The following is a 23,666-nucleotide window of genomic DNA, read 5'->3' on the forward strand; positions in this document are numbered from 1 at the left end:
GCAGCCTGAAGACAAGGGTGGACATATCGGGCATACGTACGCATACACAAGGCCGTGATGGTGATGTCAGCTCATGACAGGATTCTTCGTGTTCGCGTCACGGCGAAGGATGCGGACACCCTGCGTGCCCTGCTCCGCGAGGAGCGCCCCGACACGGGCGGGCGCCCCCACGGCTACGACGACGGCAGCTTCGCCATCGACGCCTACGTACCCGCGTACAGAGCAGAGTCGCTGGAGCGCGAAGGGGTGACCGTGCTGGTGGTCGGCGACGCCACCGCCACCGGGAAGGCCCGCCAGGCCGAGGTCGGGAAGGGCGACCGCTTCGCCGCCCCCGACGCGGTTCCGCACGGGCTGGGCCGCAAGGTGCAGGACTGACCGGAGGAGGCCGCGATGACGGGATACCTCAACACCACCGAAGTCGACTCCGCCGTGGTCAGCCTGGCGGGCGCGTACCCGGCGCTGAGCCGGCTCATCGAGCTTCCCGAGCCGTCGGTCGAAGGCGTGAAGTGCCATGCCCTGCGGCTCGGTTCCGCTCCTGACGGGACCAAGGACTGCGCCGTGCTGACCGGGGGCGTCCACGCCCGCGAATGGGGCAGCTGCGAGATCCTCGTCGACCTCGCCGCCGACCTGCTGGAGGCCTACACCACCGGTACGGGCCTCGCCTACGGGTCCGCCACCTTCGGCTCGGCGCAAGTCCGCGAGGTGCTGGACAGCCTGTCCCTCGTCGTCTTCCCCCTCGTCAACCCGGACGGACGGCACTACAGCCAGACCGTCAACGCGATGTGGCGCAAGAACCGCAACCCCGCCAACGCGAACGGCAACCCCGCCTGCACGGGCGTCGACATCAACCGCAACTTCGACTTCCTCTTCGACTTCGGCACCGCCTTCGCCCCGACCGCCGGGCCCCAGGTCTCCGCCGACCCGTGCGACTTCCAGACGTACGAGGGCCCGCACGCGTTCTCCGAGCCCGAGACCCGCAACGTCCGCTGGCTGCTGGACGCCAATCCGCGCACCAGGTGGTTCGTGGACGTGCACAGCTACTCGCAGGACATGCTCTTCAGCTGGGGCGACGACGAGAACCAGTCGGTCAACCCCGCCGAGAACTTCCAGAACGCGGCCTTCGACGGGAAGCGGGGCCTCCCCCACGACACCGCCTACGCGGAGTACATTCCGCAGGACGACGCGGCCACGGCGGCCATGCTGGCCCAGCAGTTCTGCGACGGGGTGCACGGCGTGCGCGGCATCGCCTACAAGCCGATGTCCGGCTTCCACCTCTACCCGACCAGCGGAACCAGCGACGACTACGCCTACTCCCGGCACTTCGTCGACGGCGGCCTGGGCAAGGTCCTCGCCTTCACCATCGAGTGGGGCAAGAAGGACCCCCGCTCGGAGGCGGCCAGCTTCCACCCGCCCTGGGCCGAGATGGAGAAGATCATCAAGGACGTCGACGCCGGGCTCATCCAGTTCTGCCTGGCCGCCCGGCAGACCTGAGCACCGCACCCGCCCGGGTGGCAGAGTGCTCCCATGAGCGACCTCGATCTCCACCCCGCGCCGGCCCTCTGCGGCGGCCGGCAGGACATCACCGCGCGCCCCGTGCGCGACCTGCTCCCCGCCAGGAACGTCCCGCTCGGCGAGAGCACCGTCGTGCGGCGGCTGCTGCCCGGCATCGGGCGGCGCATGGTCGGCGCATGGGCCTTCGTCGACCACTACGGCCCCGACGACATCGCGGACGAGCCCGGCATGCAGGTGCCGCCGCACCCGCACATGGGCCTGCAGACCGTCAGCTGGCTCCACGACGGCGAAGTGCTGCACCGGGACAGCCTCGGCAGCCTGCAGACGGTGCGACCGGGCCGGCTGGGGCTGATGACGTCCGGACGCGGCATCTCCCACTCCGAGGAGTCCCCGCGGCAGCACGCACGCCTGCTGCACGGCGCACAGCTGTGGGTGGCACTGCCCGACGCCCACCGGCACACGGCACCGGCGTGGGAGCACCACGCGGAGCTGCCACGGGTGACGGGCGGCGGCGGGCTCGCCGCCACCGTCATCATGGGCGAGCTGGACGGCGCGGTCTCCCCCGCCACCGCGTTCACGCCGATCGTGGGCGCGGACGTCTCCCTCGCCGCCGGCACCTCCACCCGGCTCCCCGTGCAACCGGACTTCGAGTACGCGGCCCTGACGATGTCCGGGGAGGCCGAGGTGGACGGGGTGCGGCTGGCCCCGGGTTCGATGCTCTACCTGGGCTGCGGACGCTCCGAACTGCCGCTGTGCGCCGACGTGGACAGCGCGTTCATGCTGCTCGGCGGGGAGCCGTTCGAGGAGCGGATCGTCATGTGGTGGAACTTCATCGGTCGTTCCCACGAGGATATCGCGGAGGCGCGTGAGGACTGGGCGACGGGCAGCCGCTTCGGCGAGGTGAGGGGGTACGACGGTCCGGCGCTGACGGCCCCCGCGCTCCCGCCCGTGCCGCTCAAACCCCGCGGAAGGGCGCGCTGACCCGGTCTTCCGATCCCGGCCGGGCGGCAGCGGGGCACCTTGCTCCCCTCGCCGGTTTCCGCCCGTTTCCTCCGGCGCAGTATCGGAGAGGGCGGCACAGCAGAGGGGGAGACCATGACCGTGATCGTCGGGCTTGTACACAACGGGCGGGTGCACCTGGGCGGGGACTCGGCGGGCGTCTCCGGCTACCGGCTCACCGTCCGCCGGGATCCGAAGATCTTCCGCAACGGCCCGTACGCCATGGGGTTCACCACCAGCTTCCGCATGGGACAGCTGCTGCACCACGCGTTCAAGGCACCCAAGCCCAAGGGCGACTTGGACCGGTTCATGGCCACCGTTTTCGTCGACAAGCTGCGCACGTGCCTCAAGAACGGCGGCTGGGCGAGCAAGGAATCCGAGCAGGAGAAGGCGGGCACGTTCCTCGTCGGCGTGTACGGCCGCCTGTTCGCCGTCTACGAGGACTACCAGATAGCCGAGCCCGCCGACGGATACGCGGCCGTCGGGTGCGGGGACGAATTCGCGCTCGGCGCGCTGCACGCAACGGCCGGCCTGGGGCTCCAGCCGCGCAAGCGACTGACCCTGGCCCTCACGGCCGCCGGCCACCACAGCGCCGGAGTCTCCGCGCCGTTCACCTACGTCACCGCAGGGAAGCGCCCCGACTGATCGGGGCCGGCCACGCTCCGGCCGCCGAAGTGGCCCAAGATCACCGACCCCGAATGGCCCTGATTCCCGGGCCGCCGGGCTTCTAGCATCATGTCCATGACCTACCGAGTGGACTTCTACTTCGACCCCATCTGCCCCTTCGCCTGGATCACTTCGCGCTGGATCCTCGAGGTCGAGCGCGAGCGTGAACTCGACCTCCGCTTCCGGACGATGAGCCTGTCCGTGCTCAACGAAGGCCGTGAAGACCTGCCCGAGCGGTACCAGCGGCTGTTCGACGTGGGGTGGGGGCCGGTCCGTGTGTGCACGGCGGCGGCGCGGGCACACGGCGAGCACGTGCTGCGCGACCTCTACACCGCGCTCGGGACCCGGATCCACGTCCAGGACCGTGAGGTCTCGGACGAGCTTCTCGAGGAGGCGCTGGTGGCGGCCGGTCTCCCGGCGTCCCTGGCCGGGGCGGCGCACACCACGGAATACGACGAGGAGCTGCGCAAGACCCATCACGAGGGCATGGACCCGGTCGGCGAAGAGGTCGGCACGCCCACGATCCACATCGACGGTGTCGCCTTCTTCGGTCCGGTGCTGTCGGAGATCCCGCGGGGCGACGATGCGGTACGGATCTTCGACGGGGTACGGCTGCTGGCCGGCTACCCGAAGTTCTTCGAGCTGAAGCGGACGCGCACCGGCGCCCTCGACTTCAGCTGAGGTCAGCCGGTCGCCCAGGCCCGCAGCGCCGCCCGGTCCGTGAAGCGGGCCACGTTGCGGTCCGTTCCCCCGGACCAGCTGTACTGGTGGAACGTCCACGGGTGGCGTACGGCCGGGCGGCCGGGGACGTGTTCGGGGTCGGCGATCCACAGGCCGTCGCCGACGTTGCTCGTCGTGTCCCGGTTGAACCAGTAGTCCCGGTTGCAATAGAGGACCACCCGGTGGCCCGGCGTGGCGGAGCGGGCACAGGTGAGCCAGCGGTCCTTGTCACGGCACCAGACGTCCGGGTGCTCCCAGTCGAGGGCGAGGATGTCGCCCTTGCGTAAGGCTATTTTGTCCAGGAAGCAGCCGACCTGGGCGGACATCGAGCCGGGGGTGACGTAGTGGTAGTAGCCGACGGCGAGCCCGGCCCGGCGGGCCCGGTCGCGCTGCGTCACCCACTTGGGGTTGGTGTAGGAGGTCCCCTCCGTGACCTTGACGAAGACGAAGTCCTGGCCTTCGAGGCTGTAGTCGGCGCTGTTGTGACTGCTGACGTCGATCCCGTGAAGCATGCCGGTCTCCTCCGGTACCGCGGACGACGGGGCGTCCGCAGTATCGGTCCGCGGCGGCGCGGCAGCGAGAGGCGTGGCCTCAGATCTTCTGTCCCGCCGCCGCACGCAGGGCCAGTTCGGCCAGCGCCTCGGGGGCTCCCGCCTGGCCACGGATGCCGGGAAAGGCGTTGATGTCGACGATCAGGGGTGCTCCCCCGACGTCGAGGAGGTCGACTCCGTAGACGTCCAGGGCGAAGACCTCGCCGACCCGGCGGACCACGTCGAGCCAGCCCGAGGGCAGCTGGTGGAGCGGGATCGAGCGGGTGCGCTTGTCGGGCACGGGCGTCGCCAGCTCCGAGCGGCGCAGTCCGGCGAAGACCTGGCCGGCGACGACCCACAGCTTGTGGTCCCAGCCGTCGTTGGGCGTGAAGCGCTGGACGACGACCGGCTCGTCGGGCCACCGGCGGGACAGCGATCGGAGGGTTTCCGCGTCGTCGATGCGGGCCACCAGGTCGTGGCGGCGGCTGTGCCTGCTCTTGACGACGACGGGCCAGGAGGGCGCGCCGTCGAGCGCGAGCCGGGTCATGGAGGGCTCGGTGCGGGTGGCGACGAAGGGCAGTCCGGCGCGCAGCGCAAGGTCCGCCATGGCGGTGCGGTCCTGGCACAGCTCGGTCGCCGCGGCCGAGTTGAGCACCGGGGCGCCGTGCGCCTCCAGGTGGCGGGCCAGAGCCAGGGCGTGCGGGGTGCGGGTCTTCAGCAGATAGACGTCGGCGAGCGACTCCGGTCCGGGGAAGCGGGAGCCTGCGTCGGTGACCGTGGCCGGGTCCAGCGACTCGACCTGGTGATGCCGCTTCAGCAGGGCGCTGGTGTCGGCGAGCAGCGGGTGGTCGGGGGCGGGGGTGAGCAGGCAGATCCTCATGCGCGGCCCCCTGCGGCAGCGGCGGGCGCGGCCAGCAGCGCGGGCGAGGGGGCCGGGACCGCCTCCGGCCCGCGGGCGCCGGACCGCGCGAGGCGCAGGACGGCCCAGGCGACCTTGGCGACGGCGTCGGGCACCTGGCGGAAGCTGGGGAAGTCGTTGACGTCGACGACGACCGGGCCGTCGGGGCCGAACACGATGTCCACGCCGTAGAGGTCGAGGCCGTAGGCGACGCCGACCTCGGTGGCGATGGCGGCCACCTCGGCGGTGAGCGGCACCTGGCGCTCGAGGGCGGGCCGGTCGGGGTGGATGGGGCTGCGGCGCTCGGTCGCGTACAGCTCCCCGTCGATGCAGTAGACCTTGAGGTCGACACCCGAATTGGGCACATAGGGCTGGGCTATCAGCATTCCGCCCGGCACCTCGCGGCCGTCGTCGGCGCCTTCGGCCGCGGCGGCCGCCAGCTGTCCCGGGTCGGCGACGAGCCGTACCGCCCGTCCCGAGCTGCCGTCGGCCGGCTTGACGACCAGCGGGTACGCGCTCGCGGGCAGCCCGGCGAACTCCTCGGCGCGGGCGGCGGCGTAGGTCTCCGGCACCGGCAGGCCGTGGGCCCCGGCGATGACGGCGGCCAGCGCCTTGTCCCGTACCCCGCGGATGGAGCGGGCGTCGTTCACCGTGGTCAGCCCCACGGTCGCGGCCGCCTCCAGCAGCGTCAGCCCGGGCCCGCCGGAGACCGTTTTGAGCACCCATGCATCGTGGTGTCCGGCACGCACCGTTTCCGAGAGCCGGATCAGGGAGCTGCCCGGACGCAGCACGTCCACCTGGTGCCCCCAGGCGGTCAGTTGGCGGATCACGTCCACCGGCATGCCGTCGTACCGGTACTGCTCCTCCACCAGGAAGCAGAGTCTCATGTGCTGCATCATCCTCGAAATCCCGGACGTCCGCCGAACCCGCCCGGCAGAACTGTGACGGCCCAGGATGTCATGGGCGGCAGCGGGGTACGTACGCGGCGCCGGTCACTCCTGCGGGGGCGAGCGGAACGCCGCCAGCAGCCGCTCGGCCGCCAGGCTCGCCGTCAGCGTGCCCTCCCGCACCTGCTGTTCGAGTTCCGGGCCCAGGCGGCGCACCCCGGGGTGGTCGCGCAGCTCGGCGAGGAGCTGCTCGCGGACCATGCTCCAGGCCCAGTCGACCTGCTGCTCGCGGCGCCGCGCCGCCAGCCCGCCGGTGGCGTCGAGCACCGTCCGGTGCGCCTCCACCCGCTGCCACAGGGCCTCCAGGCCGGTGCCCTCGCGTGCGCTGCACGTCAGGACGGGCGGGTTCCAGGCGGCGTCCGGGGACTGCATGAGGCGCAGCGCCCCGGCCAGTTCGCGGGCTGCGGCCCTGGCGTCGCGCTCGTGGGGGCCGTCCGCCTTGTTGACGGCGACGACGTCCGCGAGTTCCAGGACGCCCTTCTTGATGCCCTGGAGCTGGTCGCCGGTGCGGGCGAGGGTGAGCAGCAGGAAGGTGTCGACCATGTCGGCGACGGCCGTCTCGGACTGGCCCACGCCCACGGTCTCCACCAGCACCACGTCGTATCCGGCGGCCTCCATCACCACCATGGTCTCGCGGGTGGCCTTGGCGACCCCGCCGAGCGTGCCGGCGGTGGGCGAGGGGCGCACGAAGGCCGCCGGGTCTACGGCGAGCCGCTCCATGCGGGTCTTGTCGCCGAGGATGCTGCCCCCGGTGCGGCTGGAGGAGGGGTCGACGGCCAGCACGGCGACCTTGTGGCCACTGCCGGTGAGCAGGGTGCCGAAGGCGTCGATGAAGGTGGACTTGCCGACGCCGGGCACGCCGCTGATGCCGATGCGCCGGGCCGCCCCCGCGTGCGGGAGCAGCTCGGTCAGCATCCGCTGGGCGAGCGCCTTGTGGTCGGCCCGCGTCGACTCGACGAGCGTGATGGCCCGGGCGACGGCGGCCCGCTTGCCGTCGAGCACGCCCTTGACATACGCGTCGACGTCGATCGTCCTGCGCGCTGGGGACGCCATGGGCTCACAACTCGTGGCCGAGGACACCGGCGAGGGTCTTCAGCAGGTCGTGGGCGGCGTCCGGGATGACCGTGCCGGGCGGGAAGACCGCGGCGGCGCCCATCTCCAGCAGCGTGGGCACGTCCTGCGGGGGGATGACCCCGCCGACGACGATCATGATGTCCTCCCGGCCCTGCTCCGCCAGTTCCTCGCGCAGCGCGGGGACGAGCGTGAGGTGACCGGCCGCCAGCGAGGAGACGCCGACGATGTGCACGTCCGCCTCCACCGCCTGCCGCGCGACCTCGGCCGGGGTCTGGAACAGCGGGCCGACGTCGACGTCGAAGCCGAGGTCGGCGAAGGCCGTGGCGATCACCTTCTGGCCCCGGTCGTGGCCGTCCTGGCCCATCTTGGCGACCAGGATGCGCGGCCGCCGGCCGTCCTCCCGCTCGAAGGCCTCCACCAGCGCCCGGGTGCGCTCCACTCCGGACGACTGCCCGGCTTCCTCTCGGTACACACCGGAGATCGTACGGATCTGCCCGGCGTGCCGGCCGTAGACCTTCTCCAGGGCGTCGGAGATCTCGCCCACGGTGGCCTTGGCGCGGGCCGCGTTCACCGCGAGGGCGAGCAGATTGCCGTCGAGCCCCCGGCCGGGGCCGGACTCGGCGGCGCGCGTGAGCGCGTGCAGAGCGTCCTGGCAGGCCGCCTCGTCGCGCTCGGCGCGCAGCCGCCGGAGCTTGTCGATCTGCTGGGCGCGCACGGCCGAGTTGTCGACCTTGAGGACCTCGATCTGCTCGTCGCTGGCGGAATTTTCAGGGCGATACTTGTTTACGCCGATCACCGGCTGCCGCCCGGAGTCGATGCGGGCCTGCGTGCGGGCCGCGGCCTCCTCGACGCGCAGCTTGGGGATGCCCGCGTCGATCGCCCGGGCCATGCCGCCGGCCGCCTCGACCTCCTCGATGTGCTGCCAGGCGCGGCGGGCGAGGTCGTGGGTGAGCCGCTCGACGTAGGCGCTGCCGCCCCAGGGGTCGATCACCCGGCAGGTCCCGGACTCCTGCTGGAGCAGCAGCTGGGTGTTGCGGGCGATGCGGGCGGAGAAGTCGGTGGGCAGGGCCAGCGCCTCGTCGAGGGCGTTGGTGTGCAGCGACTGGGTGTGCCCCTGGGTCGCGGCCATGGCCTCGACGCAGGTGCGCGCCACGTTGTTGAAGACGTCCTGGGCGGTCAGCGACCAGCCGGAGGTCTGCGAATGGGTGCGCAGGGACAGCGACTTGGTGTTCTTGGGGTCGAACTGCTTGACGAGGCGGGCCCACAGCAGACGGGCCGCGCGCAGTTTGGCGATCTCCATGAAGAAGTTCATGCCGATCGCCCAGAAGAAGGACAGGCGCGGCGCGAAGGCGTCCACGTCCAGTCCGGCGGCCAGTCCGGCGCGCAGGTACTCCACTCCGTCGGCCAGGGTGTAGGCCAGCTCCAGGTCGGCGGTGGCCCCGGCCTCCTGGATGTGGTAGCCGGAGATGGAGATGGAGTTGTACCGCGGCATCTTCTGCGAGGTGTAGGAGAAGATGTCCGAGATGATCCGCATCGAGGGGCCGGGCGGATAGATGTAGGTGTTGCGGACCATGAACTCCTTGAGGATGTCGTTCTGGATGGTCCCGGCCAGCTTCTCGGGCGGTACGCCCTGCTCCTCGGCGGCGACGATGTAGAGGGCGAGGACGGGCAGGACGGCGCCGTTCATCGTCATCGACACGGTCATGCGGTCCAGCGGGATGCCGTCGAAGAGCTGCCGCATGTCGTAGAGGGAGTCGATGGCGACGCCCGCCATGCCGACGTCGCCCGTGACGCGCGGGTGGTCGCTGTCGTAGCCGCGGTGGGTCGGCAGGTCGAAGGCCACGGACAGGCCCTTCTGACCAGCCGCCAGATTGCGGCGGTAGAAGGCGTTGGACTCCTCGGCGGTGGAGAACCCGGCGTACTGCCGGATCGTCCAGGGCTGGTTGACGTACATCGTCGGGTAGGGGCCGCGCAGATAGGGCGCGATGCCCGGGTACGTCGCGAGGAAGTCGAGGCCGTCCAGGTCCCCGGCCGTGTAGAGCGGCTTGACCCCGATGCCCTCAGGGGTCTCCCAGAGCAGGTCCTCGGCGCTGCGGCCGGTGTTCTCCTTCAGGGCCGCGCGCCACTGGGCGGTGTCGGCGGGGGCGGGGTCCGCCGGTCCCAGGTCGACGTCGGAGAAGTCGGGGATCCGCATCACGCCACTCCCATGCGGTCGAGGACGGAGGAGAGGACGGCGACCGCGTCGCCGCCGGCGAAGACGAACTCGTCGACTCCGGCTCGTCGGCATGCTTCCCGCTGCTCGCCGTCCGGCTTCCCGGCGAGGAACACCCGGGCGGCGCCCGCCTGTTTGAGGGCGGCGGCCACGGCCTCGGCCTGCTCGGCGTAGAGCTTGTCGCTGGAGCACAGGCAGGCCACGGTGGCACCGCTGCGGGCGAACGCCCCGGCCGCCGTGGCGGCGTCGACGGTGACGGGGTCGTGGACGGGCTCGATGCCGCCCGCCTGGAAGAGGTTGGCGGCGAAGGCTGCGCGGCCGGTGTGGGCGGCCGCGGGGCCGAGCGCGGCGAGGAAGACGCGGGGCCGGGCGCCGGTGGCGGCGAGGTGGGCGTCGGAGCGGGCGCGCAGTGCCTCGTACGCCTCGTCGCGGCGGACCCGGGGCAGTCCGCCCGAGAGCGGCGCCGGGGCCGGGTCGCGGTGCACGGGCTGCTCGCCGAGGTGGGGGAACTCGCTGACGCCGGTGACGGGTTCGCGCCGGGTGGCCAGGTCGGCCGAGCGGGTCCGCCAGGTCTCCGCGAGCCGCTCGGCGATCAGGCCGGAGCGCAGGGCGGCGGCCTGTCCCCCGGCGCGCTCGATCTCCTGGAACCAGGCCCAGGCGGCGTGCGCGAGTTCGTCGGTGAGCCGTTCCACGTACCAGGAGCCGCCCGCCGGGTCGATGACCCGGGCCAGGTGGGACTCCTCCAGCAGGACCGAGGAGGTGTTGCGGGCGATGCGCCGGGCGAAGGCGTCCGGCAGTCCGAGGGCCTCGTCGAAGGGCAGCACGGTGACGGCGTCCGCGCCGCCCACGCCCGCGCCGAGGCAGGCGATGGTGGTGCGCAGCATGTTGACCCAGGGGTCGCGACGGGTCGTCATCACCGAGGAGGTGACGGCGTGTTGCCGCTGGGCCCGCGCGGCCGGGGCCGCGCCGCTGACCTCGGCGACCCGGGCCCACACCCGGCGTGCGGCGCGCAGCTTGGCGATGGTGAGGAACTGGTCGGCGGTGGCGGCGTAGCGGAACTCCAGCTGTGCGCAGGCCGCGTCGACGGGCAGGCCCGCGGCGGTGAGCGCGCGGAGGTAGGCGACTCCGGTGGCGAGCGAGCAGCCCAGTTCCTGGGCGGCCGAGCCGCCCGCCTCGTGGTACGGCAGGGCGTCGACGGTCAGCGCCCGGATGCCCGGGTGGTCGCGGGTGCACAGCCCGGCGAGGCCTGCGGCCGCGGCCAGTGGCCCGGTGGGGTCGGCGTCCGTGCCGGTGCGGGCCAGGGTGCCGAGCGGGTCGGCGCCGAGGACCGCGCGGGCGGCGGTGCGGGGCACGGCGCGCTCGTCGTGGAGCCGGAGCAACTGCCGCGCCGCGGCCTCGAAGTCCTCGCCTGCGTCGAGGACCACGGGCGCCAGGTCGAGGTAGACGCCCTCGAGCGCGGCGGGGAGGGCGTCGACGGGCAGGCCCGCGGGGCCGACGGTCAGCCAGAGGGAGGTGACGCCGTTCTCGAGGTCGGCGAGGACGGCTTCGTTGGCCCGGCGCGGGTCGGGGTCGCGGTGGTGCTGGCGTACGTCCCAGCCGGACACCGCGGTGCCCTCGGCGCGGCCGCCGCGGACGAACGGCGGGAAGCCGGGGTGGCCGGGGACGGCGGCGCCGTCCTCGGCCGTGTACAGCGGGCGGGTTGCGAGCCCGTCCTGGAGCGCGGTGGCCAGCGCCTCCTCGGCCGCCGGGCCCTCGGCCGCGGTGCCCGCCTTGCTCAGCACGCCTTGGACAAGGCGCTGCCACTGCTCGCGGGTCGCGTCGGGGAACTCGGCCGCCAAGGAGAAGCCGTTCTCGGGCAGGACCGTCATGCGGGGAAGGTTAGGGGAGCAGGCGCGTCCGGCAGCAGGGGCAACGGCTGTGACCTTGACCTCTTCCTGTCTTCCCGTCCTTGGGCGCTCCCCCGGTGGCGGGGCGGGTCAGTGCCGCGGTGCGCAGTCGCGGGCGGGCGCGTCGTGGGTGAGGACGCAGCCGATGGCCGCGGCGCGCTCCTTGCCGTACGTGGCGGTCAGGGCGGCGCGGAAGTCGGCCCACTGGCGGCGGGTGTCCGCGATGGCGCCGTGGACGGCGCGGTCGAAGTTGCCCGCCGTCGCGCCGCGTGCGGTGGTGGGGTTGCCGGTGGCTCCGGTGGCTCCGGTGGCGGGGTCGATGGTGCCGGTGTCCTTGTTGAGGTCGGTGTGCTGGACGCGGCGGGAGCAGCCGAAGGGGATCAGGGAGAAGCAGCCGGTGGTCAGGTCGCGGGGGACGGCGGCGGGCGCGGGCGGGCGGCCGGTGGCGAGGGCGAGCAGCGGGGAGGGAGCGGGCAGGTTCAGGCCGGGCGGGTTGTCCTTGCCGAGCGGGCGGTCGGCGGGCTTGTCGGTCCAGTTGCTGTGCGAGTAGAAGTCCTGCACGCCGTGCAGGGCGCGGCCGAGGCCCTCGATGGCCTCGCACTTGTTGCGGCCGGGCAGGCCGAGGGTGAAGGTGCAGTCCTTGGTGAGGTCGCTCTCCGCGGGCGCGACGGTGCCGTCGGCCTTCAGGGTTCCGCCCGCCGCGTCGACGCCCTCGCGGAAGCGGGTCTGCAGCTTGGCTATGCACGCCTGCAGCTGGGCGGTGGCCGCCTCGCGGCTGCGCGGGTAGCCGGGGGTGGCGAGGAAGTCGGCGTTGTCGCAGTGGGCCTCGGGGACGGCGAACTCGTCGCTGTCGGGGGACCCGACGGCTCCGAAGGTGCCCTTGTGGCCGGCGAGCTGGTCGAGGGAGCGGGGTTCGAAGCAGGTGCCGTCGGAGGGGGTGCCGGGGGCGCAGGCGAGGGCGGCGCGGGTGATGCGCTCGTGCTCCGCGCTCTGGCCGAATTTATTGACCGTGCCGAAGGCCAGGGCCGGCTGTGCCTGGGCGGTGAGCAGCACGGTCGGGGCCAGGGCAGCGGCGCCGACGAGCAGGGTGGCACGGCTGCGCAGCGGTCTGATTGCGGAAGTCCACATGGTTTTCGGTCTTTCCGACGGTCCGTCAGGGCGAAGGGACAGTGGACACCGAAACATGTGGATTTTGCAATTCCTTTGCGTCGAACTCCGGGCCAACAGGAGATGACGGGAAGGGGGGGGCCGGCCGCTCAGTCCGCGATGTGGTGACGGTCCGGCACGACGAACTCGCACCAGACGGACTTGCCGGTGCCGCGCGGCTCCACGCCCCAGACGTCGGCCAGCCGGTCCACCAGCAGCAGCCCCCGGCCGGAGACCCCGGACTCCCCCGGCTCCCGGCGGCGCGGCAGCACGCTGGACTTGTCCTCGACCTCGACGCGCACCCGGCGCTCGGGGCCGGTGAGCATGCGGATCGTCACCACGGCCGCGCCGTCGGTGTGCAGCAGGGCGTTGGTGACCAACTCGTCGGCCACCAGCTCGATTTCGTCCGAGCGCTCCCGGGCGCCCCAGGCCCGTACCGCCGCACGGATCATGTGCCGGCCCGCCGAGAGGCCCTCGGGGTCGGCGGGGGCGATGTGCTGCTGGAGCCGACCGCCGCCCCGGGCCGCGGGGCCCTGGCGGCGCAGCAGCAGGACGGCCATGTCGTCCTCGCCGAGCCGCTCCCCCACGACCTCGCACAGCTTGTCGGCCAGCCGCTGGAGGTCGTACGGGCCGTTGCGGATCACGCCGGAGAGCAGCCGCATGCCCTCGTCGAGGTCGAAGCCGGGCTGTTCGACGAGGCCGTCGGTGAACAGCATCAGGGTCTCCCCCGGGTCCAGCTCCACGGTCGTCACCGGGTAGTCGATCCGGCCGAACTCGGCGGAGAGGCCCAGCGGCAGCCCGCCCGAGACGGGCAGGCGGCGGCAGGTGCCGTCGGTGTGGCGCAGCATGGGGTCTATGTGGCCGGCGCGCACCAGCTGCACCACGCCGGTGGTGAGGTCGGCCTCGGCGTAGGTGCAGGTGGCGAAGCGGTCGGTGTCGAGTTCGTGGAGGAACGAGGAGGCGCGGGCCATGACCGTGGCCGGGGAGTGCCCCTCGGTGGCGTACGCCCGCAGGACGATGCGCAGTTGGCCCATGACCGCGGCGGCGTGGGTGTCGTGGCCCTGGACGTCCCCGATGACGGCCCCGACCCGGCCGCCGGGGAGCGGGATCGCGTCGTACCAGTCGCCGCCGATGTCCCGGCCCATGCGGGCGGAGCGGTAGCGGACCGCGATCTGGGCGCCGGGGACGTCGGGGATGCGGCGCGGCAGCATGGACTGCTGGAGCCCCTCGGCGAGGTCGTGCTCCTGGTCGAAGAGCATCGCGCGGGCGATGCTCTGGGCGACGCTGCTGCCGAGGGCGATGAAGATGTTGCGCTCCTGCCGGGTGAAGCCGCGGGTCTCGCGGTAGAGCAGGCCGAGGGCGCCGATGGGCCGGGCCTGTGCGATCAGCGGGAGGTAGGCGGCGGAGCAGATGCCGATGTCCTTGATGCCCTCCCACAGCCAGGGGTAGCAGGCCGCGAACTCCTCGCGGGACTCGATGAAGCGGGGCCGGAGGGTGCGGATGACCTCGCTCATGGGGAAGTTGTCGTCGACCCGGGTGAAGCGGGTGCCGGGGATGAAGTGCTCGGAGGGGCCCTCGGCGACGAGGTGGATGCGGCCCGTCTCGATCAGGCCGAGGACCAGGAGGTCGGAGCCGAGGTGCTCGACGGCCCGGGGGTCCTTGAAGAAGTCGACGACGTCCTGGACGGTCCTGGCGTGGGCGAGGGCGGCGGTCGTCGTCTCGACCACGCTGGTCTGGTGGCGCCGCTCCTCGTCGGGCTCGCGCGGCCCGGCGTGGCCCAGCTCCTCGGTGGCATCGCGGACGAGGCCGATGATGCGGCGGGGGCGGCCGTCCTCGTCGCGCCGGATGCGGCCCTGGGCGTACGTCCAGCGGAAGCCGCCGTCGTCGGTGCGGATGCGGTAGTAGGCCCCGTAGGTCTCGCTGCCGTTCTTCAGCGCCTGGGCGATCAGGGAGTCCAGGTCGGCGGCGTCGGTGCGGGGCAGCCGGCCGGCCAGGTCGCCGATGCTGCCGTGGAACTGCTCCGGCGGCACCTCCAGGACCTCCAGGGCCGGCGCGTCCAGGTGCAGCCGGCCGCTCTCGAGGTCCCAGTCGAAGCTTCCCGTGCGGTTGAGGGCGAGGATCTGCTCCGGGCGGGCGGGCCAGTCGTCCGGTGCCGGTCCGGCGGCGGGCGTCGCTCCCCGATCGACCATAGGGCCACTCTGCCATCTTTTGCCCGTTTCTTCGATGTGACGGTGGGGTCCGGGGGACCGGGTGGTACGGATACCGGCATGGAGTGGTTCACGGCATCCGGCTACTGGCTGAGCCGGCTGATCTTCCAGCGGGCGCTGGCGACGATCTACCTGGTCGCCTTCCTCTCGGCGGCGCTGCAGTTCCGTGCGCTCATCGGGGAACGGGGCATGCTGCCGGTCCCCCGGTACGTGGCGTACGTACCGCTGCGGCGGGCCCCCAGCGTCTTCCACTTCCACTACTCGGACCGCTTCTTCGCCGCCTGGGCGTGGTCCGGGGCGCTGCTGTCGGCAGCGGTGCTGGGGGGTGCCGCCGACGCGGTCCCGCTGGGCGCGGCGATGGCGATGTGGGCGGTGCTGTGGGTGCTGTACCTGTCGATCGTCAACGTGGGCCAGACCTGGTACAGCTTCGGCTGGGAGTCCCTGCTGCTGGAGACCGGGTTCCTGGCCGTCTTCCTGGGCAACGCGGGGACGGACCCGCCCGTTCTCGTGCTGTGGCTCCTGCGCTGGCTGCTCTTCCGCGTCGAATTCGGCGCGGGGCTGATCAAACTGCGCGGGGACAGCTGCTGGCGGGATCTGACCTGCCTCTACTACCACCACGAGACCCAGCCCATGCCGGGCCCGCTGAGCTGGTTCTTCCACCGGCTGCCCAAGCCGCTGCACCGCGTCGAGGTCGCCGCCAACCACGTCGCGCAGCTCGTGGTGCCGGTCGGGCTCTTCTTCCCGCAGCCGGTGGCGAGCGTGGCCGCCGGGCTGATCATCTGCACCCAGCTCTGGCTCGTCGCCTCCGGCAACTTCTCCTGGCTGAACTGGGTGACGATCGTGCTGACCTGCTCCGCCGTCGACGGGGCGGCCGCCGCGGAGCTGCTGTCGCTGCCCGGCCGGGTGCCGGAGCCGGCCGCCCCGTACTGGTTCGTGGGCCTGGTCTCCGCCGCCACGGCCCTGGTGGTGGCGCTCAGCTGGTGGCCGGCCTGCAACCTGCTCTCGTCGCAGCAGCGGATGAACATGTCCTTCAACGCGTTCCACCTGGTCAACACCTACGGCGCCTTCGGCAGCATCAACCGCAGCCGGCACGAGGTGATCGTCGAGGGCACCGACGAGGAGACGGTGGGCCCGGGGACGGTGTGGAAGGAGTACGGGTTCAAGGGCAAGCCGGGCGACCCGCGCCGGCTGCCGCGCCAGTTCGCCCCGTACCACCTGCGGCTCGACTGGCTGATGTGGTTCGCCGGGATCTCACCGGGCTATGCGCAGGAATGGTTCGGCCCCTTCGTGGAACGGCTGCTCACCAACGACCCCGCCACGCTGCGGCTGCTGCGCCACAACCCCTTCCCCACCGCCCCGCCCACGCATGTGCGCGCCCGCCTCTACCTCTACCGCTTCACCACGTGGCGCGAGCTGCGGGAGACGGGCGCCTGGTGGCACCGCGTCTTCGAACGGGAGTTCCTGCCGCCCGCCTACCTGGTGCGCCGCCCCTGACGGTCAATGCCGCGTCAGCCCGGCGCGGGCCCGTTCGTCGGCGGTGATCGGCGGCTCCTGCGGGGTCGGACGGCGGGGACCGCGCGCCACGCGCAGCGCCACGGCGGGCGTGAACAGCCGCGACAGCGGCGCCGAGAGCGTCATGACGTCCATCAGCGCCCGGGTCACGGCGTGGTCCACGGTCCCGGTCCGCATCATCCGCTGGATGTAGCCGCGCAGCAGCAGCGCGGCGGCGGGGGGCCGCTCGCCGACGGCACCGGGGTAGTGGATGTCCTCACCGGCGGCCATGGCCCAGGCCCCGTCGGCCGTACGGGTGATCGCGCGCTGCGCGCGCCGGGCCACCCGGGGATCCCCCGGCACCTGCCCGGCCAGGGCGTCGCGCAGTGCGACCGCGGCGAGGGCGGCGACGGACATGCCGTGCCCGTAGATCGGGTTGTACGCGGCGACGGCGTCGCCCGTGACGACGAAGCCCGCGGGCCACGGGTCCACGCGCTCGAAGAAGCGGCGCCGGTTGACGGTGGAGCGGGTCAGGTGCACCTCGGTGAGCGGCTCCGCGCGGGCGATGAGGTCGGCGGCGAGCGGATGGCGCAGGCTGCGGACGAACGGTTCGAACTCGGCCGTGTGCCGGGAGGGTTCGCCGCCCCGGGTGCCGGAGACGGTCGCCAGCCACCGCCCGCCCTCGACGGGATGCATCGTCATGCCCTGGCCCGGCAGGGCCGAACCGGGCAGGGAGGCGACGCTCACCACGGGGAAGTCCTCGGCACCCGGCGGCGCCCGGAAGACCCTGCTGGCATAGACCAGGCCCGAGTCGACCGTCTCCTCCCGGACGGCGGGCAGCCCCAGCTCCGCCAGCCAGCCCGGGGCCCGCGAGCCGCGCCCGGTGGCGTCCACGACGAAGTCCGCCGGGAGCGTGTGCGCGCCGCCCGCCTCCCCGTCGCCGAGCCGGACGCCGGTCACCCGCCGGGCGTCACCGGTCAGGCCCCGCACCTCCGTCCCCTCCCGCAGCGTGACCCCCGGCAGGGCCAGGACCTGCCGCCGGACTACCAGGTCGAGCAGGTCGCGGCTGCACGAGACGAGGAACTGCCGCTCGGGCGCCCGCGGGATCCAGCCCTGCGCCGAGAGCGAGACGATGGCGGTGGGCAGCGCCACCCGCCGGGCACCCGCGGCGATCCACCGGCCGGTGATGCCGGGCAGCAGCGACTCGACGGCCCGCACCCCGCCGGAGAGCATCAGATGGGCGTGCCGGGCCTGCGGCAGCCCTTTGCGGGGCAGGGCCTGCACGGGCAGCCGGTCCCGCTCGACGACCACCACCTCGTCGGCGTGGTCCGCCAGGACCGCCGCGGCCAGCATCCCGGCCATCCCACCGCCGAGCACCACCGCCCGGCGGGGCTTCGGGACGGGCCTGCTGTGGTTCGGCTCGCTCATCTCCGGCTCTCTCTCCTCGACGACGGCTGCGACGACTGCGACGGCTACGACGGTCACTCGGGGTGATGGATGATCTGCCCGTATCGGACACGGCCTGAACACGTGCGGGCACGGATCCCGGGGCGCACGGTGGTGTGTGTGGAGGTGGTGCGATGGAGCCGGTGGAGGCGCTGGAGCGCATCGCGTTCCTGCTGGAACGGTCGCAGGCGCCCACCTATCGGGTGAAGGCGTTCCGCACCGCCGCCGCGGTGATCTCCGCCCTGCCGGACGAGGAGGTCCGGCGCCGGGCGGCCGACGGCTCCCTGACGGCGAAGAAGGGCATCGGCCCCAAGACCGCCGCCGTGGTGGCCGAGGCGGCGGCCGGCGAGGTGCCGGACTATCTCCGGCGGCTGGAGGCGGACGCCGGCGGTCCGCTGACCGAGGGCGGGCAGCGGCTGCGCGCCGCCCTACGCGGCGACTGCCATCTGCACTCGGACTGGTCGGACGGCGGCAGCCCGATCGAGGAGATGGCCCGCACGGCCCGTGCCCTGGGACACGAGTGGGCGGTGCTCACCGACCACTCCCCCCGGCTGACCGTGGCCCGCGGGCTGTCGGCGGAGCGGCTCCGGGAGCAGCTCGACGTGGTCGCCGAGGTGAACGAGCGGCTGGGCGACGGATTCCGGCTGCTGACGGGCATCGAGTGCGACATCCTCGCCGACGGCTCGCTGGACCAGGAGCCCGAGCTGCTGGAACGGCTCGACGTGGTGGTCGCCTCGGTGCACTCGAAGCTGCGCATGGACGCGGAGAGCATGACCCGGCGCCTGGTCTCGGCCGTCGTCAATCCGCTCGTGGACGTCCTGGGGCACTGCACCGGGCGGCTGAACGGCGGGAAGACGCGGCCCGAGTCGGAATTCGACGCGGCCCTGGTCTTCGCCGCATGCGCCCGCTTCGGCACCGCCGTGGAGATCAACTGCCGCCCCGAGCGGCTCGATCCGCCGCGCCGGCTGCTGCGCCGGGCGCTCGACGCGGAGGTGCTGTTCGCCATCGACAGCGACGCCCATGCGCCGGGCCAGCTCGACTGGCAGATCTACGGCTGTGCCCGCGCCGAGGAGTGCGGGGTGCCCGCCGAGCGGGTCGTCACCACCTGGACCGCGCGGCGGCTGCTGGAGTGGACCCGGTCGAAGTGACCACGGCAGTTCCCCCGTCCGGGTGAAGCCTCCGGCCCGTCACGGGAGCCGCCCCCGGGTGGCGTCGGCGGTGAGGGGCGCGAGCAGGTCCCCGTACGCGGCCACGTGCTCCAGGGTCCGTTCCGGGTCGAACGCCAGCTCGCCGGGCTCGCGGCAGGCGGCGACCTCGTCCCAGGTGACGGGGGCGGCGACCGCGGGCCGTTCGCTGAGGCGCAGGGTGTAGGGGGCCGCGGTGGTCTTTGCACTGGCGTTCTGCGACCAGTCGATGAGGACCTTGCCCCGGCGCTCGACGCGCGCCATGGAGACGACCACCAGCCCCGGGTGCTCCCCCATCATGCGGGTGGCCAGCTCCTTGGCGTAGCCGCTGACGGCCCGCCCCGAGGCGGGGTGGACGGGTGCGTAGAGGTGGAGCCCCTTGGCCCCGGAGACCACGGCGTGGGCGGTGAGCCCGTCCTCGTCCAGCAGCTGCCGCAGCCGCTGGGCGACGCGGCAGCAGACGACCAGGTCGGTGCCGGGACCGGGGTCCAGGTCGAGGACGAGCCGGTCGTGCCGGTCGGGGCCGGCGGCCGCCTTCCACTGCGGGACGTGCACCTCGTACGCGCCGAGGTTGGCCATCGCGACCAGCGCGGGGGTGGAGTCGATCACGATCTGTTCGGTGATGCCCTCGCGGTGCTCCACGGGCACCACCGGCACCCAGCCGGGCGCCCCGGGGGGCGGGTTCTTGGCGATCCAGCTCTCGCCCCCGGGCCCCTCGGGGGCCCGGACGAAGGAGGCCGGGCGCCCGTCGACGTGCGGCACCATCACCGGGGCGATCCGGGCGTAGTACTGCAGGACCTGCGCCTTGGTGTAGCCGGTCGCGGGGAAGAGCACCCGGTCGAGATGGGACAGGGACAGCCGGCGGCCCTCGACCTCCACCAGCTGCCGGTCCTTCCGGTCATGCCGGTCCATAGAAGCGGGCATAAGGTAGAAATTCCCCGCGGAGGGATAAAACTATGCGGTCCATGTGGAAGGGCGCGATCGGCTTCGGTCTGGTGTCCGTGCCCGTACGCCTCTACTCCGCCGTCCAGGAGCACGGCACCAGGCTCCACCAGGTCCACGACGAGGACGGCGGCAGGATCCACCTCAAACGGGTCTGCGACGCGTGCGACAAGGAGATCGACTACGAGCACGTCGCCAAGGGCTTCGAGGACGACGAGGGCCACACCGCGGTCCTCACCACGAACGACCTGGCCGGGCTGCCCCTGCCGAGCAAGAAGCTCATCGACGTGCTGGCCTTCGTCGACGCCGACCGCATCGACCCCCTCCAGCTGTCCGCCGCCTACTACCTGGCCCCGGAGAGCACCGCCGCGAACAAGCCGTACGTCCTGCTGCGCGAGACCCTGAAGCAGACCGACCGGGTCGCCGTCACCAAGATCGCGCTGCGGACCCGGGAGTCGCTCGCACTGCTGCGGGTCCACGAGGACCTGCTGACCCTCCACACCATGTACTGGCCGGACGAGATCCGCGACAGCTCCGACCTCGCCCCGCCCGCCTCGGTCACCGTGCGGCCGCAGGAACTGAAGATGGCCACGAGCCTGATGGACACGCTCTCGGAGGAGTTCGACCTCGACGAGCTGGAGGACGAGTACGAGGTGGCCCTGGGCGAACTCATCAGCGCCCACCTCGAACACAGGCCGGCCCCCCGGAAGAAGACCGCTGCCGCACCCGACAACGTCATCGACCTGATGGCAGCCCTCCAGGCGTCCATCGACACGGCAGGCAAGAAGGGCGAGCCCAAAAAGGCCGCCGCGCGCGCAGATTCGGCCACCGCAAAGAAAACCGCACGAAAAACGACCGCACAAAAAACCACACCGTCGAAAACCTGCACGACGGCGACACGGAAATCGACCGCCTCGACCGCCTCGACCGCGAAAAAGCGCACGGCAACCGGCGGGAGCACGGCGTCGAAGTCCACGGCCGCCGCCAAGAAGACCACGGCGAAGAAATCGAGCCGCCGTGCGGGCTGACCAGCCCCGCACGACGGCCCGAAGACACCCGGCCCCCGGCCGGCCTCAGCCGTCCACGGCGGCGATCTCCTTCCGGGCGGTGGCTGCGAGCCCGTCCGCCCCGCATTCCTCGGCCAAGGCCAGCCCGTCCCTCAACTGCCCGAGCGCCTCACCGAACCGGGCGGCCCGGCGCAACGCTGCGCCGTGGTCGACCAGCGCCACGGCGTACTCGTAGCGGCAGGGGGACTTGCGGAGGTACTCGACGGCACTGGCCAGTTTGGTGAGGGCCTCGGCTTCTTCGTCGGCCAGGTGGGCCGTTCGCCGCAGTGCCACGCCCATGGCCGTGTCGGTGCCGAAGCGGGCCGCGTGCTTGACGGCCTGGGCGGCGAGGTCACGGGCGCGCTCGGGCTCCTCGGGGGCGAGGGCGGTGGCCAGCTCGAGGGCCCAGGGAGCCCACAGGGGGTTGTTGCGGCCGCGGTCGGTCATCCGCCGCCCCGCCGCCTCCAGTTCGGCGATGGCTTCCTTCCTGCGGCCGAGTGCGAGCAGGAGCCTGCCCGCGACGGAGGGCGCGTCCGGCATGACCATCGCCTGGGGATAGGGCGGCCCGAAGGAGTACTTCTCCGCCACGGCCCGGGCCTCGTCCGTCCTGCCCCGGGCCAGCAGCGCCTCGATGAGCATGCACGTGCCGTCCCACTGGATGGGCAGCCCGGGCCCGAGCCGGTCCGCCAGCCGCAGCCCCTCCCGCAGGAAGCTCTCCGCGGCGTCCAGTCGGCCGCGCCGGATGTGCACCATGCCGAGGAACTCATGAGCGAACGCCAGGTGGGCACCGCGCCAGCCGGAGATCTCGAAGGACCTTATGGCCTCGTCGAAGAGTTGCTCGGCCTCGTCCAGCCGGTCGGTGTAGGCATAGGTGATGCCGACGACGCTGGGGATCTCGAAGCCCCACTCGGTATTGGTCCAGCCCAGGCCCGGGGCGAGGCACCCGTCCAGCAGGACACGGTCGTTCAGCTCGGTGACCAGCAGGGCGTCCTCGCCGCGGACCATGGCGTCGAAGGCGCGCAGGGCGAGCATGGCCCGCTCGGCATTGTCCCGGCCCTCCAGCCGGTCGGCCAGCTCCGCGAGACGGCGCGAGCGCTCGTGGGCGCCTTCCTCCTCGTGCTGGATACCCCTCCAGAGGTAGTGGGCGGCCTGGAGGCGCATGCGGCCGGAACCGTCCGGCGTGGTGCGGGCCGGCTCCTCCACCACCCGGGCTGCCTCCTCGAGCTGGCTGTTGTGGGCATACGCCTGCGAGAGCCGGTACGTCGCGTCGACGCGCAGCTCCTTCGGCAGCCCCGGCAGCGCGAGCGCCGTGCGCAGGTGGTTGATGGTGGTGGGCGGCGAGGTCAGCAGCGCCGAGCAGCCCAGCTCGTAGAGAACGGACGCGCGGTCGTCCTGACTCGGCGGCTCGGCCAGCGCCCGTTCCAGACACCGGGTGGCAGCCTCGGGCGCGCCGACGGCGAGGTGTTCGCGGGCGGCCTGCCGCAGCTGCTCCACCAGCTCCTGGTCGTCGTCGGGGTGGACCTCCAGCAGGTGCCGGGACGCGGCGGCGGCACCGAGGCCGGCATTGGTGATCGCCCATGCCGCGAGTCCGTGCATCGCGGTGCGCGTGGCGGGCGGCACGGCCTTGTAGACGGCGGTGGCGATCAGGGGGTGGGCGAACTCCAGCTTGTCGGTGCCGGTGAGGATGCGGGCCTCCCGCAGCCGGTCCGCGCACTCGGCGCCCTCCGTCGGCCCCATGCCCGCGAGCATGGCGGCGCGGCGGGACGAGATCTCGGTCCCCAGGACGGAAGCCGCCCAGGCGAACCGGGTAGTGGCCGTGCCCAGCCGCTCCAGCCTGGTGACGAGGCCGCTGCCGTGGGAGGCCGCACCCAGCTCGCGCAGCAGGGGCGCCGACTCCTCGGCAGGCTTGAGGCCCCGGTCCTTCGCCTTGAAGATCAGCTCGATCGTCTCGTAGGGGTTGCCCCCGGTGACGGCCCACACCTCGCGGCAGAACGGGTCGTCGGCGCCCGGCATGGCGGCGCGCACCAGCCCGGCCACCGCATTGGGCGTGAACGGGTGCAGGACCACCGGGCGGTGGCCGTGGCCCGTCAGCAGATCGAGGAACGCCGGGGCGTGGTCGGGGAGTTCGTCGGTGCGGTAGGCGACCGCCACGAGCATCGGCAGCTCGTCCACCCGTGAGGCGAACGAGGCGAGCCACGTCAGCGACTCGGCGTCGGCCCAGTGGGTGTCGTCGACGATCAGCACCAGCGGCGCCCCGCTCACCGTCAACTGGGTGACCAGCCAGTCGATTCCGTCCCGCACGCCCTGCGGGTCCGCCTGGGGACCGACGGGCGGTGCGATACCGAGGGCCGGACCCGCGATGTCGTACCAGTCGCCGAGCATCGCCTTGCGCTTCTCCTGCGACATGGCCGCCAGGACGGGCTGGAGCAGCTGACGGACGATCCGGAAGGGCACGGTGTCCGCGGACTCGATGCCCCGCGCCTGGTAGACGGTGCAGCCGGCGCGCTCGGCGAGCCTTCGCAGCTCGCCCAGCAGCGCCGTCTTGCCCGTGCCGGCGTCGCCGCTGTACACCAGCAACCGGCCGGGCTCCGCATCGCCCTCGGCCACGCGTCCGCACAGACCTTCCACGGCCCGCTCGGCTGCCGCTATCTCCTGCTCGCGCTCGAACAGGGCTCCGTACGGGCGCCGTTCACGCTGCTGCCCTGTCATAACAGTGTCTCCCGTATGAGTGTGGTGAGGCGAGCCTAGACCCGTAGGCGG

General features: G+C 72.7%; 19 protein-coding genes. 8 read left to right on the forward strand and 11 right to left on the reverse strand.

Annotation, left to right across the window (positions count from 1 at the left end):
- The first annotated feature begins 63 nt into the window (after positions 1-63).
- The 5 genes from AC1Z4A_RS02855 to AC1Z4A_RS02875 all read left to right on the forward strand — a co-directional run bounded on the left by AC1Z4A_RS02855 (position 64) and on the right by AC1Z4A_RS02875 (position 3,858).
- Complete coding sequence (locus AC1Z4A_RS02855) at positions 64-375, forward strand: hypothetical protein (RefSeq protein ID WP_483676231.1); 312 nt, start codon at positions 64-66, stop codon at positions 373-375.
- 15 nt (positions 376-390) lie between these two features.
- Positions 391-1,491: a M14 family metallopeptidase gene (locus AC1Z4A_RS02860; RefSeq protein ID WP_483676232.1), complete on the forward strand. Its 1,101-nt coding sequence runs from the start codon at positions 391-393 to the stop codon at positions 1,489-1,491.
- A gap of 33 nt (positions 1,492-1,524) precedes the next feature.
- Positions 1,525-2,493, forward strand: coding sequence for a pirin family protein (locus AC1Z4A_RS02865; protein WP_483676233.1), 969 nt, complete (start codon positions 1,525-1,527; stop codon positions 2,491-2,493).
- Between the two features lie 114 nt (positions 2,494-2,607).
- On the forward strand, positions 2,608-3,156 hold the full coding sequence (locus AC1Z4A_RS02870) for a hypothetical protein (RefSeq protein WP_483676234.1): 549 nt from the start codon (positions 2,608-2,610) through the stop codon (positions 3,154-3,156).
- Positions 3,157-3,252: 96 nt separating this feature from the next.
- Positions 3,253-3,858 carry a mycothiol-dependent nitroreductase Rv2466c family protein gene (locus tag AC1Z4A_RS02875; RefSeq protein WP_483676235.1) on the forward strand — a complete coding sequence of 202 codons (606 nt, stop codon included), beginning with the start codon at positions 3,253-3,255 and terminating at the stop codon, positions 3,856-3,858.
- Between the two features lie 2 nt (positions 3,859-3,860).
- Here the strand turns inward: AC1Z4A_RS02875 and AC1Z4A_RS02880 are convergent, their stop codons facing one another.
- The 8 genes from AC1Z4A_RS02880 to AC1Z4A_RS02915 all read right to left on the reverse strand — a co-directional run bounded on the left by AC1Z4A_RS02880 (position 3,861) and on the right by AC1Z4A_RS02915 (position 14,779).
- Entirely contained in the window at positions 3,861-4,409 is a 549-nt protein-coding gene (locus tag AC1Z4A_RS02880) for a glycoside hydrolase family 25 protein (RefSeq protein ID WP_483676236.1), read from the reverse strand.
- Between the two features lie 79 nt (positions 4,410-4,488).
- Positions 4,489-5,307, reverse strand: a complete 819-nt coding sequence (locus tag AC1Z4A_RS02885; protein WP_483676237.1) for an ATP-grasp domain-containing protein — start codon at positions 5,305-5,307, stop codon at positions 4,489-4,491.
- Positions 5,304-6,212, reverse strand: a complete 909-nt coding sequence (locus AC1Z4A_RS02890) for an ATP-grasp domain-containing protein (protein WP_483676239.1) — start codon at positions 6,210-6,212, stop codon at positions 5,304-5,306. Before AC1Z4A_RS02890 ends, AC1Z4A_RS02885 begins: the two co-directional genes overlap by 4 nt.
- Before the next feature lie 105 nt (positions 6,213-6,317).
- A complete protein-coding gene (meaB, locus tag AC1Z4A_RS02895) occupies positions 6,318-7,325 on the reverse strand; it encodes a methylmalonyl Co-A mutase-associated GTPase MeaB (RefSeq protein ID WP_483676240.1) in 1,008 nt (335 codons plus the stop codon).
- A gap of 4 nt (positions 7,326-7,329) precedes the next feature.
- Positions 7,330-9,540 carry a methylmalonyl-CoA mutase gene (gene scpA / locus AC1Z4A_RS02900; protein ID WP_483676241.1) on the reverse strand — a complete coding sequence of 737 codons (2,211 nt, stop codon included), beginning with the start codon at positions 9,538-9,540 and terminating at the stop codon, positions 7,330-7,332.
- A complete protein-coding gene (locus AC1Z4A_RS02905) occupies positions 9,540-11,426 on the reverse strand; it encodes a methylmalonyl-CoA mutase family protein (RefSeq protein ID WP_483676242.1) in 1,887 nt (628 codons plus the stop codon). The genes scpA and AC1Z4A_RS02905 overlap by 1 nt, the downstream gene beginning before the upstream one ends.
- Before the next feature lie 108 nt (positions 11,427-11,534).
- A complete protein-coding gene (locus AC1Z4A_RS02910) occupies positions 11,535-12,572 on the reverse strand; it encodes a CinY protein (RefSeq protein ID WP_483676243.1) in 1,038 nt (345 codons plus the stop codon).
- 128 nt (positions 12,573-12,700) lie between these two features.
- The gene (locus AC1Z4A_RS02915; RefSeq protein WP_483676244.1) at positions 12,701-14,779 is read right to left on the reverse strand and encodes a SpoIIE family protein phosphatase; all 2,079 of its coding nucleotides are present in this window, start codon (positions 14,777-14,779) and stop codon (positions 12,701-12,703) included.
- A 78-nt stretch (positions 14,780-14,857) separates the two neighbouring features.
- Here AC1Z4A_RS02915 and AC1Z4A_RS02920 point away from each other — a divergent pair, with 78 nt between their 5' ends.
- On the forward strand, positions 14,858-16,291 hold the full coding sequence (locus tag AC1Z4A_RS02920) for a lipase maturation factor family protein (protein WP_483676245.1): 1,434 nt from the start codon (positions 14,858-14,860) through the stop codon (positions 16,289-16,291).
- 3 nt (positions 16,292-16,294) lie between these two features.
- Here AC1Z4A_RS02920 and AC1Z4A_RS02925 read toward each other — a convergent pair whose 3' ends face one another.
- Entirely contained in the window at positions 16,295-17,773 is a 1,479-nt protein-coding gene (locus AC1Z4A_RS02925; protein WP_483676246.1) for an NAD(P)/FAD-dependent oxidoreductase, read from the reverse strand.
- A 95-nt stretch (positions 17,774-17,868) separates the two neighbouring features.
- Between AC1Z4A_RS02925 and AC1Z4A_RS02930 the strand changes: the two genes are divergently transcribed.
- A complete protein-coding gene (locus tag AC1Z4A_RS02930; RefSeq protein WP_483676247.1) occupies positions 17,869-18,882 on the forward strand; it encodes a PHP domain-containing protein in 1,014 nt (337 codons plus the stop codon).
- 39 nt (positions 18,883-18,921) lie between these two features.
- On the opposite strand, the gene ligD is transcribed toward AC1Z4A_RS02930, so the two are convergent.
- On the reverse strand, positions 18,922-19,830 hold the full coding sequence (gene ligD, locus AC1Z4A_RS02935; protein ID WP_483676248.1) for a non-homologous end-joining DNA ligase: 909 nt from the start codon (positions 19,828-19,830) through the stop codon (positions 18,922-18,924).
- Positions 19,831-19,874: 44 nt separating this feature from the next.
- Between ligD and ku the strand changes: the two genes are divergently transcribed.
- Entirely contained in the window at positions 19,875-20,888 is a 1,014-nt protein-coding gene (ku, locus tag AC1Z4A_RS02940; RefSeq protein ID WP_483676249.1) for a non-homologous end joining protein Ku, read from the forward strand.
- A gap of 45 nt (positions 20,889-20,933) precedes the next feature.
- On the opposite strand, the gene AC1Z4A_RS02945 is transcribed toward ku, so the two are convergent.
- The gene (locus tag AC1Z4A_RS02945) at positions 20,934-23,615 is read right to left on the reverse strand and encodes an ATP-binding protein (protein ID WP_483676250.1); all 2,682 of its coding nucleotides are present in this window, start codon (positions 23,613-23,615) and stop codon (positions 20,934-20,936) included.
- Between the last annotated feature and the right edge of the window lie 51 nt (positions 23,616-23,666).

Source organism: Streptomyces sp. 17_S59, assembly GCF_056930295.1.

Excerpts from the sequence above, each read along its gene's own strand:
- AC1Z4A_RS02930 (WP_483676247.1), top strand. The coding sequence starts at position 17,869 with ATGGAGCCGGTGGAGGCGCTGGAGCGCATCGCGTTCCTGCTGGAACGG.
- ligD (WP_483676248.1), bottom strand. The coding sequence starts at position 19,830 with ATGGACCGGCATGACCGGAAGGACCGGCAGCTGGTGGAGGTCGAGGGC.
- AC1Z4A_RS02910 (WP_483676243.1), bottom strand. The coding sequence starts at position 12,572 with ATGTGGACTTCCGCAATCAGACCGCTGCGCAGCCGTGCCACCCTGCTC.
- AC1Z4A_RS02860 (WP_483676232.1), top strand. The coding sequence starts at position 391 with ATGACGGGATACCTCAACACCACCGAAGTCGACTCCGCCGTGGTCAGC.
- AC1Z4A_RS02920 (WP_483676245.1), top strand. The coding sequence starts at position 14,858 with ATGGAGTGGTTCACGGCATCCGGCTACTGGCTGAGCCGGCTGATCTTC.
- AC1Z4A_RS02885 (WP_483676237.1), bottom strand. The coding sequence starts at position 5,307 with ATGAGGATCTGCCTGCTCACCCCCGCCCCCGACCACCCGCTGCTCGCC.
- ku (WP_483676249.1), top strand. The coding sequence starts at position 19,875 with ATGCGGTCCATGTGGAAGGGCGCGATCGGCTTCGGTCTGGTGTCCGTG.
- AC1Z4A_RS02905 (WP_483676242.1), bottom strand. The coding sequence starts at position 11,426 with ATGACGGTCCTGCCCGAGAACGGCTTCTCCTTGGCGGCCGAGTTCCCC.
- AC1Z4A_RS02870 (WP_483676234.1), top strand. The coding sequence starts at position 2,608 with ATGACCGTGATCGTCGGGCTTGTACACAACGGGCGGGTGCACCTGGGC.
- AC1Z4A_RS02865 (WP_483676233.1), top strand. The coding sequence starts at position 1,525 with ATGAGCGACCTCGATCTCCACCCCGCGCCGGCCCTCTGCGGCGGCCGG.
- scpA (WP_483676241.1), bottom strand. The coding sequence starts at position 9,540 with ATGCGGATCCCCGACTTCTCCGACGTCGACCTGGGACCGGCGGACCCC.
- AC1Z4A_RS02890 (WP_483676239.1), bottom strand. The coding sequence starts at position 6,212 with ATGAGACTCTGCTTCCTGGTGGAGGAGCAGTACCGGTACGACGGCATG.
- AC1Z4A_RS02875 (WP_483676235.1), top strand. The coding sequence starts at position 3,253 with ATGACCTACCGAGTGGACTTCTACTTCGACCCCATCTGCCCCTTCGCC.
- AC1Z4A_RS02945 (WP_483676250.1), bottom strand. The coding sequence starts at position 23,615 with ATGACAGGGCAGCAGCGTGAACGGCGCCCGTACGGAGCCCTGTTCGAG.
- meaB (WP_483676240.1), bottom strand. The coding sequence starts at position 7,325 with ATGGCGTCCCCAGCGCGCAGGACGATCGACGTCGACGCGTATGTCAAG.
- AC1Z4A_RS02880 (WP_483676236.1), bottom strand. The coding sequence starts at position 4,409 with ATGCTTCACGGGATCGACGTCAGCAGTCACAACAGCGCCGACTACAGC.
- AC1Z4A_RS02915 (WP_483676244.1), bottom strand. The coding sequence starts at position 14,779 with ATGGTCGATCGGGGAGCGACGCCCGCCGCCGGACCGGCACCGGACGAC.
- AC1Z4A_RS02855 (WP_483676231.1), top strand. The coding sequence starts at position 64 with ATGTCAGCTCATGACAGGATTCTTCGTGTTCGCGTCACGGCGAAGGAT.